General features: G+C 70.3%; 19 protein-coding genes. 11 read left to right on the forward strand and 8 right to left on the reverse strand.

All coding sequences use genetic code 11. The annotated features are described in order from the left end of the window. Positions 1 to 82 precede the first annotated feature (82 nt). The gene (locus Raf01_RS07725; RefSeq protein ID WP_203917009.1) at positions 83 to 922 is read left to right on the forward strand and encodes a DUF8083 family protein; all 840 of its coding nucleotides are present in this window, start codon (positions 83 to 85) and stop codon (positions 920 to 922) included. Between the two features lie 263 nt (positions 923 to 1,185). Next, positions 1,186 to 1,395 (forward strand): BldC family transcriptional regulator, encoded by a 210-nt coding sequence (locus tag Raf01_RS07730; RefSeq protein ID WP_007073996.1) that lies wholly within the window; start codon positions 1,186 to 1,188, stop codon positions 1,393 to 1,395. A gap of 88 nt (positions 1,396 to 1,483) precedes the next feature. Here the strand turns inward: Raf01_RS07730 and Raf01_RS07735 are convergent, their stop codons facing one another. Then, the gene (locus Raf01_RS07735) at positions 1,484 to 1,879 is read right to left on the reverse strand and encodes a PPOX class F420-dependent oxidoreductase (RefSeq protein ID WP_239133440.1); all 396 of its coding nucleotides are present in this window, start codon (positions 1,877 to 1,879) and stop codon (positions 1,484 to 1,486) included. 24 nt (positions 1,880 to 1,903) lie between these two features. Then, a complete protein-coding gene (locus Raf01_RS07740; protein ID WP_203917010.1) occupies positions 1,904 to 2,575 on the reverse strand; it encodes an acyl-CoA-like ligand-binding transcription factor in 672 nt (223 codons plus the stop codon). A 116-nt stretch (positions 2,576 to 2,691) separates the two neighbouring features. On the opposite strand from Raf01_RS07740, the gene Raf01_RS07745 reads away from it, so the two are divergent. From Raf01_RS07745 to Raf01_RS07755, 3 genes are read left to right on the forward strand one after another with little or no spacing between them, the layout of a single operon-like run. Then, positions 2,692 to 4,815, forward strand: coding sequence for an MMPL family transporter (locus Raf01_RS07745; RefSeq protein WP_203917011.1), 2,124 nt, complete (start codon positions 2,692 to 2,694; stop codon positions 4,813 to 4,815). Positions 4,816 to 4,824: 9 nt separating this feature from the next. After that, positions 4,825 to 5,376, forward strand: coding sequence for a hypothetical protein (locus Raf01_RS07750; RefSeq protein ID WP_203917012.1), 552 nt, complete (start codon positions 4,825 to 4,827; stop codon positions 5,374 to 5,376). Then, positions 5,373 to 6,698, forward strand: a complete 1,326-nt coding sequence (locus Raf01_RS07755; RefSeq protein ID WP_203917013.1) for a PrsW family intramembrane metalloprotease — start codon at positions 5,373 to 5,375, stop codon at positions 6,696 to 6,698. The genes Raf01_RS07750 and Raf01_RS07755 overlap by 4 nt, the downstream gene beginning before the upstream one ends. 151 nt (positions 6,699 to 6,849) lie before the next feature. Here Raf01_RS07755 and Raf01_RS07760 read toward each other — a convergent pair whose 3' ends face one another. Then, the gene (locus Raf01_RS07760) at positions 6,850 to 7,095 is read right to left on the reverse strand and encodes a hypothetical protein (protein WP_203917014.1); all 246 of its coding nucleotides are present in this window, start codon (positions 7,093 to 7,095) and stop codon (positions 6,850 to 6,852) included. A gap of 186 nt (positions 7,096 to 7,281) precedes the next feature. On the opposite strand from Raf01_RS07760, the gene Raf01_RS07765 reads away from it, so the two are divergent. Both Raf01_RS07765 and Raf01_RS07770 read left to right on the forward strand, forming a co-directional pair. Beyond that, on the forward strand, positions 7,282 to 8,121 hold the full coding sequence (locus Raf01_RS07765) for a 3-hydroxyacyl-CoA dehydrogenase family protein (protein ID WP_203917015.1): 840 nt from the start codon (positions 7,282 to 7,284) through the stop codon (positions 8,119 to 8,121). Continuing rightward, positions 8,118 to 8,858: an enoyl-CoA hydratase/isomerase family protein gene (locus tag Raf01_RS07770; RefSeq protein WP_203917016.1), complete on the forward strand. Its 741-nt coding sequence runs from the start codon at positions 8,118 to 8,120 to the stop codon at positions 8,856 to 8,858. Before Raf01_RS07765 ends, Raf01_RS07770 begins: the two co-directional genes overlap by 4 nt. Positions 8,859 to 8,923: 65 nt before the next feature. Here the strand turns inward: Raf01_RS07770 and Raf01_RS07775 are convergent, their stop codons facing one another. Beyond that, a complete protein-coding gene (locus Raf01_RS07775) occupies positions 8,924 to 10,225 on the reverse strand; it encodes an ABC transporter substrate-binding protein (protein WP_239133441.1) in 1,302 nt (433 codons plus the stop codon). 121 nt (positions 10,226 to 10,346) lie between these two features. On the opposite strand from Raf01_RS07775, the gene Raf01_RS07780 reads away from it, so the two are divergent. Together Raf01_RS07780 and Raf01_RS07785 are read left to right on the forward strand one after the other, a co-directional pair. After that, a complete protein-coding gene (locus Raf01_RS07780) occupies positions 10,347 to 10,766 on the forward strand; it encodes a PaaI family thioesterase (protein WP_203917018.1) in 420 nt (139 codons plus the stop codon). Positions 10,767 to 10,789: 23 nt separating this feature from the next. Then, positions 10,790 to 11,179: a hypothetical protein gene (locus Raf01_RS07785; RefSeq protein ID WP_203917019.1), complete on the forward strand. Its 390-nt coding sequence runs from the start codon at positions 10,790 to 10,792 to the stop codon at positions 11,177 to 11,179. An 18-nt stretch (positions 11,180 to 11,197) separates the two neighbouring features. Here the strand turns inward: Raf01_RS07785 and Raf01_RS07790 are convergent, their stop codons facing one another. Next, positions 11,198 to 11,683, reverse strand: a complete 486-nt coding sequence (locus tag Raf01_RS07790) for a GNAT family N-acetyltransferase (protein ID WP_203917020.1) — start codon at positions 11,681 to 11,683, stop codon at positions 11,198 to 11,200. Positions 11,684 to 11,749: 66 nt separating this feature from the next. Here Raf01_RS07790 and Raf01_RS07795 point away from each other — a divergent pair, with 66 nt between their 5' ends. After that, positions 11,750 to 12,049, forward strand: a complete 300-nt coding sequence (locus tag Raf01_RS07795) for an STAS domain-containing protein (protein WP_203917021.1) — start codon at positions 11,750 to 11,752, stop codon at positions 12,047 to 12,049. 6 nt (positions 12,050 to 12,055) lie between these two features. Here Raf01_RS07795 and Raf01_RS07800 read toward each other — a convergent pair whose 3' ends face one another. Together Raf01_RS07800 and Raf01_RS07805 are read right to left on the reverse strand one after the other, a co-directional pair. Next, on the reverse strand, positions 12,056 to 13,585 hold the full coding sequence (locus Raf01_RS07800; RefSeq protein ID WP_203917022.1) for a hypothetical protein: 1,530 nt from the start codon (positions 13,583 to 13,585) through the stop codon (positions 12,056 to 12,058). Positions 13,586 to 13,677: 92 nt separating this feature from the next. After that, a complete protein-coding gene (locus tag Raf01_RS07805) occupies positions 13,678 to 14,598 on the reverse strand; it encodes an RNA polymerase subunit sigma-70 (RefSeq protein WP_203917023.1) in 921 nt (306 codons plus the stop codon). 136 nt (positions 14,599 to 14,734) lie between these two features. Between Raf01_RS07805 and Raf01_RS07810 the strand changes: the two genes are divergently transcribed. Next, on the forward strand, positions 14,735 to 15,460 hold the full coding sequence (locus Raf01_RS07810; protein WP_203917024.1) for a DUF899 family protein: 726 nt from the start codon (positions 14,735 to 14,737) through the stop codon (positions 15,458 to 15,460). Positions 15,461 to 15,974: 514 nt separating this feature from the next. Here Raf01_RS07810 and Raf01_RS07815 read toward each other — a convergent pair. Continuing rightward, the gene (locus tag Raf01_RS07815) at positions 15,975 to 16,292 is read right to left on the reverse strand and encodes a helix-turn-helix domain-containing protein (RefSeq protein ID WP_203917025.1); all 318 of its coding nucleotides are present in this window, start codon (positions 16,290 to 16,292) and stop codon (positions 15,975 to 15,977) included. Positions 16,293 to 16,402: the final 110 nt, after the last annotated feature.

Genomic DNA, 16,402 nt, shown 5'->3' on the forward strand with positions numbered 1-16,402 from the left:
CCGGATATCACGAACTCTAATGCCGCCGGCCTGTTGCGTACGCGGCAGCGAAACCACCGTCCGGCGTGGCACGATCGCGTGCGTGCCCTCGAATTTCGCCGCCTACCTTCGGGTGTACGAGCCGTTGACCGCTTTCGACCGGGAGCGCCAACTTTACTGGCGTCGGTACGTGAAGGACGGTCGCGCCATCGGTCCGCTGGATGGCCCCGGCCGGCAGCGCACCGTCGTCCTGGAGGCGCTGGGCGCCGGCTGGACGAGGCTGCCCGACCTGCCGGACGAGGCTTACGTCCTGGAGACCGATGAGACGCTGCTGATCTGCCCATGGAACCTGCGGTTCCGGGTCGCCGAGGCCGCGCTGTCCGCCCGGGACGGGGTGCCGGCGGTACTCGCCGACGCGTTCGTCCCCCCGACCCTCGCCGGCCTGGCCAAGTCCGTGGTCGAGGACTGGCGCAGCGGGGCCAAGGTGCTCGAGCAGGGGATGCCCCGGGTGCACGAGCAGGTTTCCACCTGGGGCGTGCCGCTGCGCTGGTTCGTGTTCGTCGACCTGTCCGAGAAGCAGCTGTCCGTCCGGCCGGGCCGGCGGGTGCTGCGGTACCGGACGGAGATCTCCAAGGCCCGCCGGCGCGCTCACCGGGCCCACTCGGTGCTCCGCAAGGCGCTCGGTGACGCGCCGATCACCGAGGCGGTCGAGGAGAGCACCCGGTGGCTGGAGGAGTTCCACCCCCGGTCGCTGGTCGAGTTGGACTACAGCGGACTTGTCCCACTTCTTTCGGATGACGCACTCGCCGCCGATGACTCCCCGGGGTTGGTGGCGACCGGGCTGGCCGGTCTCTCACGTGGCGACGCGGACTCCGCGACGGAGGCATATGAGCAGCTAGTTGCCAGGTGGCGGGCGGTACAACTGCTCGAACGAAGCAACTAAGCTGAGAATGGCTCGTATTCGTGCGATAACGCAGCGTAGTAAATCATCCAAATAAGACATTATCTGTTGTACAAAATACGGAAAAATCGGGCATTCATCATCCGTCCATCCACGGACCTTCAGCCGTTCGGTCCATGTCGGACATGCGGGACTAGCCGGACCATGGAATCGCGTCGGCCGGCGGGACCCCGGCCGTCGTTCGTAGATGCTCGCCGACGTGCTCTTTCCGCGGAGGCGGCGAAATATCTGTGGAGGAGTGACCGATGGCATCGCGTACGCACGAGCCTGAGCCGCTGCTGACCCCGGCCGAGGTTGCGTCGATGTTCCGCGTCGACCCGAAGACCGTCACCCGGTGGGCCAAGGCGGGCAAGCTGAGCGCGATCCGCACGCTCGGCGGCCATCGCCGGTACCGGGAGTCGGAGGTACGGGCCCTGTTGCAGGGGCAGATCCCCCAGCAGCGCCAGGGGGACTGAGCGCGACCGGCAACGCGGTTCGATCGACGAACGAGCGAGTAGTCGGGGGCGGACGGTGTGCGTGAGGTGCACGCCGCCCGCCCCCGACTCATGAAGTCGCCGGGCCGGCGACCACCGGCTCGATCGCGATGCCGACTGTCGTTTCCGGGCGGCGTCGCGCGCGCAGTGTCACGAGCCAACCCTGGAACCGGTACTTCTTCCTGATCGCGGCGATGATCCGGACGGTGTCGGCGGCCTCCAGTACGTGAGCCCGCGCCGCGACCGGCTCGCCGAGCAGCCTGCCGCGGACCGTGCACGCCGCGACCGTCACCGACGGCTCGCGCCGGATCCGCTTCACTTTCCCGGCGGCCTGGTTCGTCCACACCGCCAGCCGGTCGCCGTCGCGTACCAGCCAGACCGGTGTCGCCACCGCGGTGCCATCCCTGCGGTACGTGGTCAGCGAGATGTACCGCTGGCCGCTCAGCCCTTCCAGCGCGTCCGTCACGGCTGGCACAGTACCGAGCCCCCGCTAGGCCGGTGGGTCGCCGATACCCGCGGTCAGCGACGTGTAGGCCGCCGCGCGTAGCTCGGTGAGCGACTGCCGGCCGCCGGCGGCCTCGAACACCGCCAGCGCCGCCTTGATCGCGGCGGTGGCCGCCGCGGCGAGCAGCTGCGGGTACAGGTCGACCGGGTGCAGGCGGGTGCGGTCCGCGACGTACTCGGCGATCACGTCGTGCAGGTGCTGGAAGATCATGTGGTACGTGCCGCCCAGCTCGGGCAGCCGTTCCATCAACCGCAGCCGGTCGAGTACCTGCTGCTGCTGGTCGGGGTCACCCAGCTCCATCGCGTCCAGCGCGGCGCCCACCGCCTCCACCGGTGACTCGGTATCCGGCCGGGCGAGCAGCGCGACCCGCATCCGTCCGGTGATGTTGAGCGCCACGTCGCCGTAGAGCACGTGCTGCTTGGACTGGAAGTACCGGAAGAACGTCCGTACCGCGACGTCGGCCGCCTCGGCGATCTCCTCGACCGTGGTCCGCTCGTACCCCTGCTTGGCGAACAGCCGCAGCGCGGCGGTCTCCAGGGCGGCCCGAGTCTCGATCTTCTTGCGTTCCCGGCGGGTCGGTGTGGTGGCCGCGCTGGCCGAAGCCGCCGCCCGCCGCTGGCCGGGCGCGGGTTCATGCCGGGTTGGCGCGGTATTCACGCTTACCACCCTCTCATGGCCGGACCTGGCACGGCTGGCATGTTGTGCCAAGTGGCAGGCGATGCCATGCTGCGCCTAGTGCCATCCTGCATGCCGTGTCACATTCAGGAGGTCCGATGTTCGCAGCCCTCGCCCGCGCGGTGACCCGCCGCCCGTGGCTCGTGATCGTGAGTTGGTTGGTGGTGGCAGCCGCGCTCGTGCTCGCTGCCCCCGGCATCGGCTCGGTGAGCAATCCGGACCAGGCGGCCTTCCTGCCGTCCGGGTCGGAATCCGCCCGAGCGGCGGCGCTGGCCGCCCGCGAGTTTCCCGGCTCCACCCAAGACACCGCCGTGATCGTGGTCAGCCGCCCGGGCGGCAACCTGTCCGAGGCGGACGTCGCCGCCGTCGGTCGGCTCGCCGATCTGCCCCGTGCCGAGGGAGTCACTGGTATCACCTTCGACCCGGCACGCGACGTCGCCGCGAACCGGCGGGTCGCGATCCTGGTGGTCGGCTTCGCCGGGCCGGCGGAGCGGGCGGACACCCAGTCCGCGGTCGCGGCCCTGCGCCGATCGGCTGCCGCGGCCGTCGCCGGTACCGGACTCTCGGTCGGGATGACCGGGCAGGCCGCGGTGGCCGCCGACACCAGAACGTCGTTCAACCGGGCGACGGTGATCGTGACCGTGGCCACCCTCGCGCTGATCGTCGCGCTGCTCCTGCTCATCTTCCGCAGCCCGGTGGCGGCGCTGTTACCGCTGCTCACCGTCGGACTCGTCTACGCGGTGACCACCGCCCTGATCGCCTGTGCCGGCCGGCTGCTGGGCTTCCAGGTCGGTCAGGAACTGCCGACGATGCTGACCGTGGTGCTGTTCGGCATCGGTACGGACTACGTGCTGTTTCTGCTGTTCCGGTACAGGGAACGGCTGCGGGCCGGCGACGGGCCGACCGAGGCGGTGGTCACCGCGCTGTCCCGGGTCGGTGAGGTCATCGCGTCGGCGGCGCTCGCGGTGATCGCCGCGTTCGCCGCGCTCATCCTGGCCAGGCTCGGGTTCTTCCGCACACTGGGGCCGGCGCTGGCGATCGGTGTCGGGGTGACGCTGCTCGCCGCGTTGACGCTGGTGCCGGCCGTGGTGACGGTCCTGGGCCGGTGGACGTTCTGGCCGAGCCGCCCGCGGGCGAGCGGTGCGGCCGCGCCGGTCGCCGAACCCCGGTTCGCGGTACTGGGCCGGGCGGTCGGGCGGCGTCCCGCCGCCGTACTCGCCGGTGGGCTGGTGCTCCTCGCCGCGCTGGGCGCCGGGCTCGGCTCGGTACGCCCGTCCTACGACCCGGTGGGGCAGTTGCCCGCGGGTACCGAGGCCAGTCGCGCGTTCCGTGAACTCCAGGTCGGCTTCCCGGCCGGAGCGCTCAACCCGACCACGGTGTACCTGCGCACCGCCGCCCCGCTCGCCGCGACCCAGCTGGACCAGTTCACCGCGCGGCTCGCCGCCGTACCCGGAGTGGCGTCGCCGCTGCCCCCGGTCGTGTCCGCCGACGGCCGGACCGCCGGGGTACCGCTCGTGCTGTCCGGCGCGCCGTACTCGACCGCTGCTCTGAACCTGGTGGACGGGCCGCTGCGCGACGCCGCCAGAGCCGCCGCCCCGGCCGGCTCCACGGTGCTGCTCGGCGGCCAGACGATGGCGTACGCGGAGATCCGCAACGCGACCCACCGCGACCTCGCCGTCATCTTCCCGGTCGCGGCCGCGCTGTTCGCGCTGATCCTCGCCGGGCTCTTGCGCGCGTTGCTGGCGCCGGTGCAGCTGGTCGTGCTCGTGATCGCCGGGTTCGCGGCCACACTCGGGGCGACCGCCTGGCTGTTCACCAGCTCGCTCGCGTTCAGCATCCCGATCGTGCTGTACCTGTTCGTCACCGCGATCGGCACCGACTACAACATCCTGATCACCGCCCGGCTGCGCGAGGAGATCCGGGACGGGCGCCGGCCACGGGAGGCAGCCGCCCTTGCCGTGGCGCACGCCGGGCCGTCGGTCGCCGCCGCGGCGGCGATCCTCGCCGGTACGTTCGCCGCACTGCTGATCTCCGGTGTCCCGTTCTTCGTGCAGATCGGGTTCGCCGTGACGCTGGGGATCGCGCTGGTCGCGTACGTGGTGTCGATCCTGCTGGTACCGGCGTGCGGGGCGCTGACCGGATCGGCGGCATGGTGGCCCGCCCGGCCGCGCCCAACGATGGCCGCCGACATGAATCCACCACGCGTCGTCGCCGGGCGGTAGCGTCAGGGAGTGCGTTCCCGGCTGCTGCGCAACCTGTTGTGGAGCCTGGCCGTGCTCGCTGTGCTGGCCGGGCTGAGCTTCGGGCTGCCCGCACTCGACAACGCCGTCGCCTCGGCACGACCGGTTCCGGCCGGCGTCCGGTACGACATCGGTGCCGGAGTCAGCCTGGTCCCACCGGTCGGGGCACAGCTGGACGTCGCGCACACGGTTCCGGGCGAGGACGAGGGCACCGCGTTGTTCCTGCTCGGCGGCGTGCGCTACTCGGTACGGGCGCTGCCGTTCACCGGTGGCCTCGATGAGGTCACCGCCCAGTTGCGGGAGAGCATCACGAGGACCCGCGGGTACCAGGTGACCGGGGCCGAGATGCCGGTGCGCACCGACGCCGGAGTGGCCGGGCGGCAGGGCGGGTACACGTCGCCGGGCCGGCAGGGCAGATACTGCGCCTTTCTCGCCGCCGGTACCGCCGTCGAGGTGACCTTCGCCGGCGGCGACCTGGAACTGCACGACTCCCTGCAGGCGCTGGAGACCAGCGTCCAGAGCATCACCTTCGGCCGGTCATGAACCTACCCACCGAGGACCGGGCACCCGGTCCGGACAGCGTTCCCGCGGTACCCGAGGCCGGGCTGGTCATCCCGACTCCGGCCTGGGCCCGGGCCCGCCGGTCGCTGCGGCTGCCGGCGTTCTGGCTGCTGATCGCGCTGCTCCTGGTCGGCGGCTGGCAGATCGGCGCCCTGCTGCGCCAGGTCGCGGCAGGGTACCCGGCGGCCACCGGCCTCGCGATCGGCCTGTTCGGCCTGTACGCCGTGCTGTTCGTGGTGTTCGTCCGCAGCCTCGACTACTTCGAGCGGGAGCCGCCGCTGCTGCTGCTCACCGCGCTCGGCTGGGGCGCGCTCACGGCCACCGCGACGGCGGTGCGTGGCGACGCCGCAGTGCACGACCTGCTGGCCAAGCTGGTGTCCCCGGCGTTCGCGGCCAGCTGGGGTCCGGCTGTGGCCGGGCCGACCGTCGAGGAACTGGCCAAGACGCTGGGCGTGGTGGTCATCGTGCTCATCGCCCGGGCGCAGGTCAACAGCGTGGTGGACGGGTTCGTCTACGGGGCGTTCGTCGGGCTGGGCTTCCAGGTGGTCGAGGACGTCGTGTACGCGCTCAACGCGGTCGCGCTGGCCGGCGACGGGGACAGCCTGAGGCCGGTCGTCGGCACCTTCCTGCTGCGCGGGTTCCTCGGCGGGCTGTGGAGCCACACGCTGTTCTCCGCGCTGGCCGGTTCCGGGATCGCGTACGCCGCGCTGCACCACGACCGTTCGGCCTGGCGGCGCTGGGGAGCCGCGCTCGGCGCACTGGCCGGCGCGTGGCTGTTCCACTTCGGCTGGAACTCCCCGCTGCTCGCCGACGGGTTCGGGTACGGCGGCCCGGGCGTGCTGGCCGCGCTGCTCATCAAGGGCATCCCGGCCCTGCTGCTGGTCACGCTGCTGATTCGGCAGGCCAGCCGGCGGGAGGCCGGGTATTACCTGGACAAGCTGGTCGGCGACGAGCGGATCGCCACCGTACGGGAGTTGGCGGCGCTGGGCTCCGGCCGCACCCGGACGGCGGCCCGCCGGTACGCGCAAACGCGGTGTGGCCGGCCCGGGCGGCGGGCGGTACGGCGGCTGCAGCGGGCCCAGGCGCTACTGGCGCTGGAGCTGTCCCGGGGCGGGCGGCGGGCCGGACGGTACCGGGCCGTGGCGCTGGCCCAGCGGGAGCTGCTGGAGGCCCGTGGCCACCCCGACGCGTACGCCCCGGACAGCTCGTCCACGGCCGACTGGTCCTGGCTGGTCGGGTGCCTGTGCGCCGCGGCGCTGGCGGTGGCTCTGGCGCTGGCTATCCGCGCGCTGGGCGGCAGCTGAGCCCAGTTCGGGGGCCGGCGGTGGCCGACTGGTCCGGGTCGCGGCGCGGCGCCGGACGCGCCGAGCCGGACTGGTCGTTGCCCGGACACGTTGCCGGCAGCGGGCACGCCCGGCGCGGCTGCCGGCAACGTGATGGTCGACGGGAACGTGATCAGACCTGCGGGGCGTGGCCGCCGTCGCCGTCCACGATCTTGTCGGGGGTACCGTCCTGGTTCAGGTCGACCATCGTGACGTCGACCTTGCCGTCGCCATCGGTGTCGAACTGGAACAGGTCGGCCTTGCCGTCGCCGTCCGTATCCGTCGCCCACAGGTCGGCCTTGCCGTCCTTGTTGGTGTCCGCGGCGATCAGGTCGTGCCGGTCGTCTCCACGAGTCTCTACGGTCTCGCCCTCAGCCATCGCATTCCCTCTCACGGTCGGCGACTGGTCTGGCCCGGCGCGTATCGGAGGCGCGAGCCAGAACAGTCGGCGACCAGTCCGGGTCGTCGCGCGGCGTCAGACGCGCGAACCAGACTGGTCGGTACATGTCGGCGTTCACCGTAAGCCCCTTGCCCAATGAGGGCGAGCGGGGCACACAATCCGAGCATGAGTGATCGTTTCGTTGTGATCGGGGCCGGCACCATGGGGATCGGCATCGCCTACGTGGCCGCCGGCGCCGGGTACCGGGTCGAAGTCGTTGAGACGTCGCCGACCTGCGTGGACGCCGCCCGGGAACGGCTGCGCGTGCTGTGGGCCGGGGCGGTGGCCCGGGGCCGGATGTCCGAGGCGGACGCTTCGGAGGCCGGTACCCGAATCGCGTGGTTCAACGCGTTGGCCGAGGTGGACGACGGACCGGACGTGATCGTGGAGGCCGTACCCGAGCGTCTCGACCTGAAGCGGGCGGTCCTCGCCGAGGCCGCCGGGAAGCACCCGGCCCTGCTCGGCTCGAACACCTCCAGCATCCCGATCGGCTCGCTCGGCGAGCGGGTGATCGGCCTGCACTTCTTCAACCCGGTGTGGGTCATGCCACTGCTGGAGATCGTCGTGGCGGACGGCACCGGGCCGGATCTCGTGGACGCCGCTCGGGCGCTGGCCACCCGGCTCGGGAAGGACCCGATCGTGGTGCGGGACATGCCCGGCTTCGCGACCTCGCGGCTGGGTATCGCCCTCGGGCTGGAGGCGATCCGGATGGTCGAGGACGGCGTTGCCAGCGCGGCCGACATCGACAAGGCGATGATGCTCGGGTACCGACACCCGATGGGGCCGCTGGAGCTGACCGACCTGGTCGGCCTCGACGTACGGCTGGACATCGCGCGGACGCTCCGCGACGCGTACGGTCCACGGTTCGAGCCGCCCGCCCTGCTTGAATCGCTGGTGGAGCAGGGGCGACTCGGTCGCAAGACCGGGCACGGCTTCTACGAGTGGAGAGACGGGGTACGCCAGTGAACTCGCTGCGGATCGAGGAGCGCGACGACCGGGTGATCGTGACCCTGAACCGCCCGGAGAAGCGCAACGCGATCGACGCCGGCATGGTGGCGGCCCTGCACGAGCTGTGCGCGTCACTCGAGGAGCGGCCAAGGTTGCTGCTGCTCACCGGCGGTGCGGCGGGCGTGTTCGCGGGTGGCGCGGACATCGGGCAGCTGCGCGACCGCGGCCGGATCGAGGCGCTGGCCGGGATCAACGTGGGCATCTTCGAGCGGCTGCGCCGGCTGCCCATGCCCTCGCTGGCGGCGGTCGACGGTCCGGCGCTGGGTGGCGGGGCGGAGCTGGCGTACGCCTGCGACCTGCGGATCTGCACGTCCCGGGCGTTCTTCGGGCAGCCGGAGGTGCGGCTGGGCATCATGGCGGGAGCGGGTGCCACGTACCGGCTGCCGGCGCTGGTCGGCGAGACGCTGGCCAAGGAGATGCTGTTCACCGGCCGACGGGTACCGGCTGCGGAGGCGCTCGCCATCCGGCTGGTCAACCGGGTCGTCGAGGAACCGGACGAGCTGCTGCCGGCGGCTCACGCGCTGTTGGACGAGATCGCGGCCGGCTCCGCCCTCGCGGTACGGCTGACGAAGCTCGCGGTCGACGCGCCGGCCGCCCACCCGGTCGCCGAGTTGCTGGGTCAGGCCGTGCTGTTCGAGGACGACGAGAAGCGCGAGCGGATGGAGGAATTCCTGTCCCGCCGCCGGCCGTCCTGAACCACGAAGGCCGCCCGGCGTGTCGGCGGGCGGCCTTCGAGATCGGTCCTGTGCGCGACCGCTGTCTACGACTGGGCGAACTTGATCCCATCGGCCTGCAGCGCCGAGATCACACTCGCCGACTCCTCGTAGCCGGCCACCATGACCGCGTCCGGCTTGAAGTCCTTCACCGCCTTGGTGATCGCACCGAAGTCCTTCTGGTCGTCGGAGTAGGTCTTGCTGGTCAGGTCGTCCTGCTTGATGCCGGCCGCCATGAGATCCTTGCTGACCCCGTCGCGCAGGCCGGCGCCGTACGCGTCGTCCCGGGCCACGATGAACACCCGGCGCGCGCCGCCGCGCATGATGACGTCGGCCAGCGCCTGCGACTGGTACGAGTCGGGCGGGCAGGACCGGAAGAACAGGCCGTGGTCGTCGATCGTGGACAGGCCGTCCGACGTGGCGGACGGGGAGAACAGGATCCGGCCGGCGGCCACCGCCTTCGGTACCAGCGCGGTCGCCTCGCCCGAGGACGGCGGCCCGATCATGATCGGGACGTTCTGGCTGACGAACGCGTTGAACTGCGCGGTCGCCTTGTTGACGTCGGTACCGTCGTCGCCGTCGATCGCGACGACCGGCTTGCCCAGGATGCCTCCGGCGGCGTTGAGCTCCCTGACCGCGAGGTGCGCGCCGGCGAACATCTGCGGACCCAGGTACGCCACGGCACCGGTCTTCGGCAGGAGCAGCCCGAGGGTCAGCTGGGTGCTCTTGGCGCCGTGCGCGCCGGACGACGGCGCCGTCTGCTTGCTGGCGTCCTCGGTGTTGCCAGCCGACACGAATTCGGTCTTGGCGTCGTCGATCTTGTTGTTCTGGCCGAAGTGCAGCGTGCCGTACGAGGCGGTCGCCGGCTCACCGGCAGGGGTCAGGCCATTGCGCACGGCAACGCCGCGGTACGCGATGTCCTTGCCCTCCGCGATCGCATCCAGGCAGTCCTTGACCTGGGTGCACTCGACTCCGCCGGGCTGCAGGTTGGTCACCCCGTCGACATACTTGGCGACGGTCGTCGGATTCGTGGTGCCCGCGACGGCCACGGCCAGCGCGCTGATCACCACGGCGTCGTATGACTCGCCGGCGTAGTTGTCGTCCGCGAGATTCGGGTCGACCTGGTCCAGCCGCTGCTTGAAGTCGTCCGTGAGCGCGGTCAGCGGCGTGGTGCCGACCATCCCGGTGATCGCACCGGGCTTCTTGAAGTCGGCGCCGAACGAGTTGCTCATGTTACCGTCCGTGCCGTACAGCCGGATGCCCGTATCGATCGATCCGGTGCCGGCCGGTCTGGTCGGATTCGAGGCGCAGCCGCCAGCGGCAACCAGCAGGGTCGCTGTGATCGCCACGAGGGCTCTGCGTGTTGGGCGCATGGCGCCGTCTCCCTCCCAATGGTCCCGGGCAGCACCCTAGCGCGCCGGTGACTTCGATCGCTTCCGGGTCTCTCGCCGAGGAGTACCGTCCGTGTTCATGGACGCGCTGGAGAAGATCCACCAGGACCAGGAAGCGACTGTTGGCGCCCTGCTCCCGGAACGGCTGGGCATCACGATCAGTGAGGCTTCGCCGCAGCGCGTGGTCGGCTCCATGCCGGTCGAGGGCAACACCCAGCCGTACGGGCTGCTGCACGGCGGGGCGTCCTGCGTACTGGCCGAGACGCTCGGGTCGGTCGGCGCCGCCCTGCACGCGGCGGCCACCCACGGCGGCATCGCGGTGGGCATCGACATCAATGCCACCCACCACCGGTCGGCGCGCAGCGGCCGGGTGACCGGAGTGGCCACTCCGCTCTCCCTGGGCGGCACGCTGGCAAGCTACGAGGTCGTCATCTCCGATGAGCAGGGCGAGCGCATCTGCACCGCCCGGATCAGCTGCCTTTTGCGCCGCCCGGCTTGACCCAGCGATTTAGGCTGACTCCTGTGAATTCGCTGGAGAGTGACCCGTACCGCGACGCCGAACTGGTTCTCCGCTCGGCCCTCGGCGAAGATCGGGAGGCCCTCGCCGGCACCTTCAACGACGTGGTGGACCGAGCCGGGGTCTCCGGCGCATATGACGTGGCCGTCTGCCTGGCCGCCACCATGGTCGGCGAGGGCACCCGGCCGGGTGGCTGGACCCTGGACTTCCCGGACATCGACGAGGTCGCGTACGACGCCCGCTGGGTCGCCCGGTTCGTCAGCGCGTACGTCAACTCCGACCCGTCCATGGGCCGGGCGCTGTTCGGCGCGGCGCTGGCCGACGGTCAGCTGCCGGAGTGCCTGGCCACCCTGGCCGGCTCCACGGTCGCCACGCTGCGCCGCCGGGCGACCTGACCCGTCCTGCCCGGGCGCTCACCAGCGCTGGTACATGACGTGCAGGTCGACGAGGCCGTGCCGGCTGTGCCGGAACGCCTGCGGCACCGTTCCGACGATCTCGAAACCGAGCGACCGCCAGAGCCGTACCGCGCGGTCGTTCGTGCTGACCACGGCGTTGAACTGCATCGCCCGGTACCCGATCTCCTTCGCCCGGTCGATGACGCGCAGGGCCAACGCCCGGCCGATTCCTCGGCCGCCCGAATCCGGATCGACCATGAACCCGGCGTTGGCCACGTGGTCGCCGAGTCCCGGTTGGTTGGGCTTGAGCAGCGCGGTACCCACGACGACGGCGCCCTCCACGGCGACCCACACCTCAGCCGGCGGCGGCATCATCCACAGTCCTCGCGCTGTCGTCTCGCCAGTGTCGGGATCCCAACAGTAGGTGTCTCCGGCAGCCACCACCCGGTGCCAGATCGGCCAGATCAGGGGCCATTCGTCGGCGTTCGCCGGTCGTATCCGCATGGATGGCATCCTGCCGGTCCGGTCAAACGACCGCGTTCTGTCGGTGGTTCCGAATATTGTGGCGGCATGCCGGGACCGGGGTTCGACTGGGAACGACGCGACGACAGCGCGGAGCTCGTGGTGGATGGTGACCTGGATGTCGAGGCCGCCGAAGATCTCGCGAGTCGGGCGCGCGCCCTGCTCGACGACGGGCCGACCGAGCTGGTGCTGGACATGTCGGGGGTGACGCGCTGCGGGCCCGAGGGCATCTCGGCGCTGTTCACGATGTATGGCCGGGCCGAGGAGCGCGGCACGCAGCTCAGCCTGCGCAATCTCAACGCGTCGCTGTATGTGTCACTCGACGCGAAGACCGGCGCCCCGGAGTAGCAGGCATCATGCGGGGATGACCTGGGTCGAACTCGTGTCCCGGTCGATTCCGTGGTCCCCGTCGATCCCGTGGTTCCCCGTGATCGCGGCCGAGGAGCGGGGACGGATCACGGTCTGGGTCAGCGCCCCCGCGTCTTCGATGACCTCGAGCCGGCGTGGCGGGCTCTGCTCCAGGGTCGCCGGGACGCCGGGAGCCTCGCCGCGGCGGTTCGCGGCGTTGAGCATTCCGCGAATGATCCAGACGAGTGCGGCCAGCAGCACGAATCCGCGCATGATCGTGATGTAGACCACCGGGCCGGACTCGTAGAGCATCACGCATTGCGCGAGTCCGACGGCGAGGATCAGACGGGTCGGGCTGGCCGCCTTGCTGATAACCGCTTCGGCGGCGGCGAACGCGACGGCGATCAGGATGGCCGCGATGGGCAGGCCCCAGGGCCCGTAGTAAGCGACGATCGTGCCGAGGACGCTGGTCAGGTAGTCGATGGCGGGATTCAGGCCCATGTGGACGTCGACGTACTGCTCCTCGTTGCGGGTCTCGACGGAGCTGTCCAGCTTGTCGGGCTGCAGAGCGCTGGGTACGCCCAGCAGCACGTCGTTGCGGACGGTGGCAAGGCCCACGGGCTGGTAGCCGTGCTTGAGCGACTGCAGGACCATCGCGCCGTAGCTGTTGTCGTCGAACCGGTAGGCCAGATCGGACAGGATCGCCTGGCCGTTGCCGGGGCTGGTCAGGTGGGTGACGCCGTCGGTCAGTGCGGTGAGCCGTCCGCCGGTTCCCTGGTCGGCGAGGAACGCGGTTCGCCCGTCGGTGGCACGGCTGGCGGAGATCGTGACGATGAAGAACCCGGCGACGGCGACGATCAGAGCCAGTTGACGGCGGCTGGGTCGTACTCCGGCGAGCCGGATGCCGAGGATGGTCAGCACCGCGGCAATGACGATCATGGATCGGATTCCGGCAAGCGCGAGCAGGACTGCCTGGGCGAGAAAGACCGGTAGGAGCCAGCGTCGCCCGCGGCGGGCCACCACGACGACGCCGGTCAACGCGGTCAGCAGCAGGAGGTACTGGGTGGCCAGGCCGGAGATCAGGTAGTTGCTGTTGTCGGGGATGGTGTCGGTGCCGACGGCGCGTGGAGCGAGGACGCCCTGGCCGCGCGCGGTGGCGATCAGCAGTGGTGCGGTGAGGAGAAGCAGCCAGGGCAGCCGCAGCCGGGCGATGTACCTCGCCGGTTGTGGAGTCGGCTGTTCACCGGTGGTACGGCGGCGGAGCAGGATGAGGGCGGCGTAGGTGACCGCGTAGAGCAGGATCGCCACGGAGACCAGGACGACCCAGTTGTCGATCGCCGCCTGGGAGACCAGGGCGCGGAAGGTGTTCCGGCCGGGCCAGATCCACTGGATGAGTTCGGTCAGCCCGTGCCCGAGGATGGCCATGGCGGCGAACAAGGCGCCGAGGTGGTCGAGCCACCTTCCCTTGATCGCGAAATGAATGATCGTCGCGGCGACGAGTTGAAGCAGTAGGCCGATCATGACGGGCACGGTCATGCTTTGGTCAACTCTGATCAGCTAGCGCAAGTAATGGGCGAAATCGGTCAAGACTGGGATTAATCACGATCAACGGCGCATCGAGCCAGCGCTCAGGGCTCCAACCTGGCCGGCATGCCGAACGCCATCACATGACGGGCGCCGACGAACGCGTTGCTCTCCACGATCTTCCCGTCCTCGATGCGTAGCACGTCGACGACCAGTGCCTCGTAGAGCGGACTGCCGAGCCGGCGGAGATAGCAGATCAGCGCCGGGCGCCCGTTGGCCGAGCTGGGGAAGGTACGCCAGTCGAGCGGCCGAGCCAGGAACTCCGTGGCCGCGTCGATTCCGACTACCGGGGGATCGGGTGGCATCGTGATCCGTACGTCCGCGGCGAGCAGTGTCCGGACCGCCTCGGGGTCCTTCGCGTCGGCGTAGCGCCGGAGGATCGCTTCGTCCTCGCTGGTGAGCCGCGGACGGCGCCAGTCGCTCGGGTCTGACGGCGCATGCCGCCGCAGCGTGCCGCGGGCCCGCTGGAGCAGGCTGTTGGCGGCCGGAACGGCGGTGCCGAGCGCGGTGGCGATCTCTTGCGGCGTCCAACCGTGGATGTCGCGCAGCACGAAGGCTGCCCGCTGCCGTGGGGGCAGGTACCTGAGCGCGGCGATCAGGGCCAACTCGACGGTCTCCCGGGCGGCGAGACCGGTCTGCGGGTCGTCCGCGAGCAGGGTGTCGGGATAGGGGCCGAGTTCCGTGGACCACTCCAGCGGGTCACCTGACGGCACGGTCCGGTGACTGGCTGCCTTGCGGCTGTCGAGAAAGATGTTCGTGGCGATCCGGTACAGCCAGGTTCGCGCGGACGCCCGCCCCTCGAAGCGGTCACGGCTCCGCCAGGCGCGCAGGAAGGTCTCCTGTACCAGGTCGTCCGCGTCGGCGACGTTCCCGGCGAGGCGGTAGCAGTGCCTGTGCAGCTCGCCCCGGTGCTGATCGAAGGAGCGTCGCAGCCAAACCGCCCGCTCGTCAGACGGTGGGAACATGCGATCTCCCCTGGGCTCAATCGTCGTCACAACCGTACCGACGACTGGATGCCCCACTCGTCATCGGTGACCGATGACGGATCGCCGGCTCGCTCGTCCATACCGCGAACGGCTCCATTCCTGAAAGGAGACAGCGATGACGGCAAAGCTCACGTCCAGTGCCGCCCTGCCCCCGGTCGTCGACCGGGAGACGTGGCTGCGCGAGCGCAACCAACTGCTGACCCGTGAGAAGGCTCATACCCGTGAGGGAGACGCGATCGCGGCCGCGCGGCGGCGGCTGCCGATGACCGAGGTCGGGCCGGTCTCGCTGGTCGGCGAGCACGGCCCCACTCCGCTGCTGGACATCTTCCGGGAGCGCGACCAACTCGTCGTCTACAAACACATGTGGCACCTCGGGAAGCCGTTCGAGGAGCAGTGCGAGGGTTGCACGCTCTCGATCTGGGACTTCCAGAACCCGGTGTACCTCGAGGCGCGCGGCATCACCTTCGCCGTCTTCGGTGAAGGGCCGTACGACGAGATGGCACCGTTCCGAGAGTTCATGGGCTACACCCACCCGTGGTACTCCAGCTACGGCATCGATGACCCCGCCATCGTCGGTGGTGGCAACATCGCCTGCTTCCTCCGCGACGGCGACCGGATCTACCTCACGTACGAGACGGGCGACCGCGGTACCGAGCCGATCGTGGCATCCCTCAAGCTGCTCGACATGACGGTCTATGGCCGGCAGGAGTCCTGGGAGGACTCGCCGGAGGGCTGGCCACAGGATCCGACCTACAGCTTCTGGCGCAGGGACGGCCGCCCGACCGCGCAGTGGACCCGACCCGGCGCCACGCCGGTGAAGGCGGCCGAGGGCTCACGCTGATCGCCGGGAAGCCCACCTCAAGTCAGCGCGTCGAGGAGGAGTTCGCGTGTGACCTGCGGTGGCGTCATGCAGCTCGCGCAGCATCCGGCTGCTCGTTGACTGGGGTGGTCGGTGGTGCGGCCCGGGATGAAGCTGAGGATGTCTCTGCCGTACTCGTCGATGCCCAGGTGGCGTGGTGCGTAGGGGAAGTCGACGGATTCAGGTAGGTCAGCACCCGAGCGGCATACGGCGCCCGGGCACCCCGCGTGCGCCGGACCGTATCCGCGATCCGTACCACCTCGTGAGTAATGTTCCCCCCGGTCAGAGGCCCGTCGGTCACCACTCCATGATGCTCGTACTGGGTACTGCCTTGATCGACGGTCGTCAGGCGACGCGGCGCGCGGGCCGCAGCAGTGCCAGTGCACGCAGCGCGTCGCTACGCGAGATCGGCTGATCTTCGTCGGCCTGCATCGTCCGGAAGCTGACTTCGGAACATCGCGTCCGCCTCGGGATCAGCCGGCGGCAGCCCGTCTGCTTAGGCGATCGCGGCGATGTCGCCGTCGTCGAAGTAGATCGCCTGGTGGAGTCGGCCGCCCAGGGCCGCCGCGGATCTCGCCAGCACGTCTTGGCCGGACACTTTCCCCTGCTCGATCTGGGAGACGCGGCCCTTGGTGACGCCCATCCGGTCGGCCACCTGCTGCTGTGTCAGGCCACGAGCGCGACGGACCTCGGCTAGGCGGTGACCGATGACCTCTGCCAGCAACTCCTGCTTGCCAGCCTCGACGGCCTCCTCGCCGCCCGCGCGCTCCACATGGTCGGCGCGGATGTCGGTCCAGCGGACGTAGCTGTTCATCGCGGACCCTCCAACAAGGTTGATTGATCTCGATTAGCGACACCGGCTCGGCATCAGGTCCCGCTGGTCGTGGCCCAGAATGCTCAAGGGAACTGGTGGGACAGGGCTCT

The sequence above is a fragment of the Rugosimonospora africana genome, assembly GCF_016862975.1.
Lineage (GTDB): Bacteria > Actinomycetota > Actinomycetes > Mycobacteriales > Micromonosporaceae > Rugosimonospora > Rugosimonospora africana.

Coding starts and splice junctions, on each gene's coding strand:
- Raf01_RS07730 (WP_007073996.1), top strand. CDS start 1,186: ATGGCATCGCGTACGCACGAGCCTGAGCCGCTGCTGACCCCGGCCGAG.
- Raf01_RS07745 (WP_203917011.1), top strand. CDS start 2,692: ATGTTCGCAGCCCTCGCCCGCGCGGTGACCCGCCGCCCGTGGCTCGTG.
- Raf01_RS07755 (WP_203917013.1), top strand. CDS start 5,373: ATGAACCTACCCACCGAGGACCGGGCACCCGGTCCGGACAGCGTTCCC.
- Raf01_RS07760 (WP_203917014.1), bottom strand. CDS start 7,095: ATGGCTGAGGGCGAGACCGTAGAGACTCGTGGAGACGACCGGCACGAC.
- Raf01_RS07765 (WP_203917015.1), top strand. CDS start 7,282: ATGAGTGATCGTTTCGTTGTGATCGGGGCCGGCACCATGGGGATCGGC.
- Raf01_RS07780 (WP_203917018.1), top strand. CDS start 10,347: ATGGACGCGCTGGAGAAGATCCACCAGGACCAGGAAGCGACTGTTGGC.
- Raf01_RS07790 (WP_203917020.1), bottom strand. CDS start 11,683: ATGCGGATACGACCGGCGAACGCCGACGAATGGCCCCTGATCTGGCCG.
- Raf01_RS07795 (WP_203917021.1), top strand. CDS start 11,750: ATGCCGGGACCGGGGTTCGACTGGGAACGACGCGACGACAGCGCGGAG.
- Raf01_RS07800 (WP_203917022.1), bottom strand. CDS start 13,585: ATGACCGTGCCCGTCATGATCGGCCTACTGCTTCAACTCGTCGCCGCG.
- Raf01_RS07805 (WP_203917023.1), bottom strand. CDS start 14,598: ATGTTCCCACCGTCTGACGAGCGGGCGGTTTGGCTGCGACGCTCCTTC.
- Raf01_RS07810 (WP_203917024.1), top strand. CDS start 14,735: ATGACGGCAAAGCTCACGTCCAGTGCCGCCCTGCCCCCGGTCGTCGAC.
- Raf01_RS07815 (WP_203917025.1), bottom strand. CDS start 16,292: ATGAACAGCTACGTCCGCTGGACCGACATCCGCGCCGACCATGTGGAG.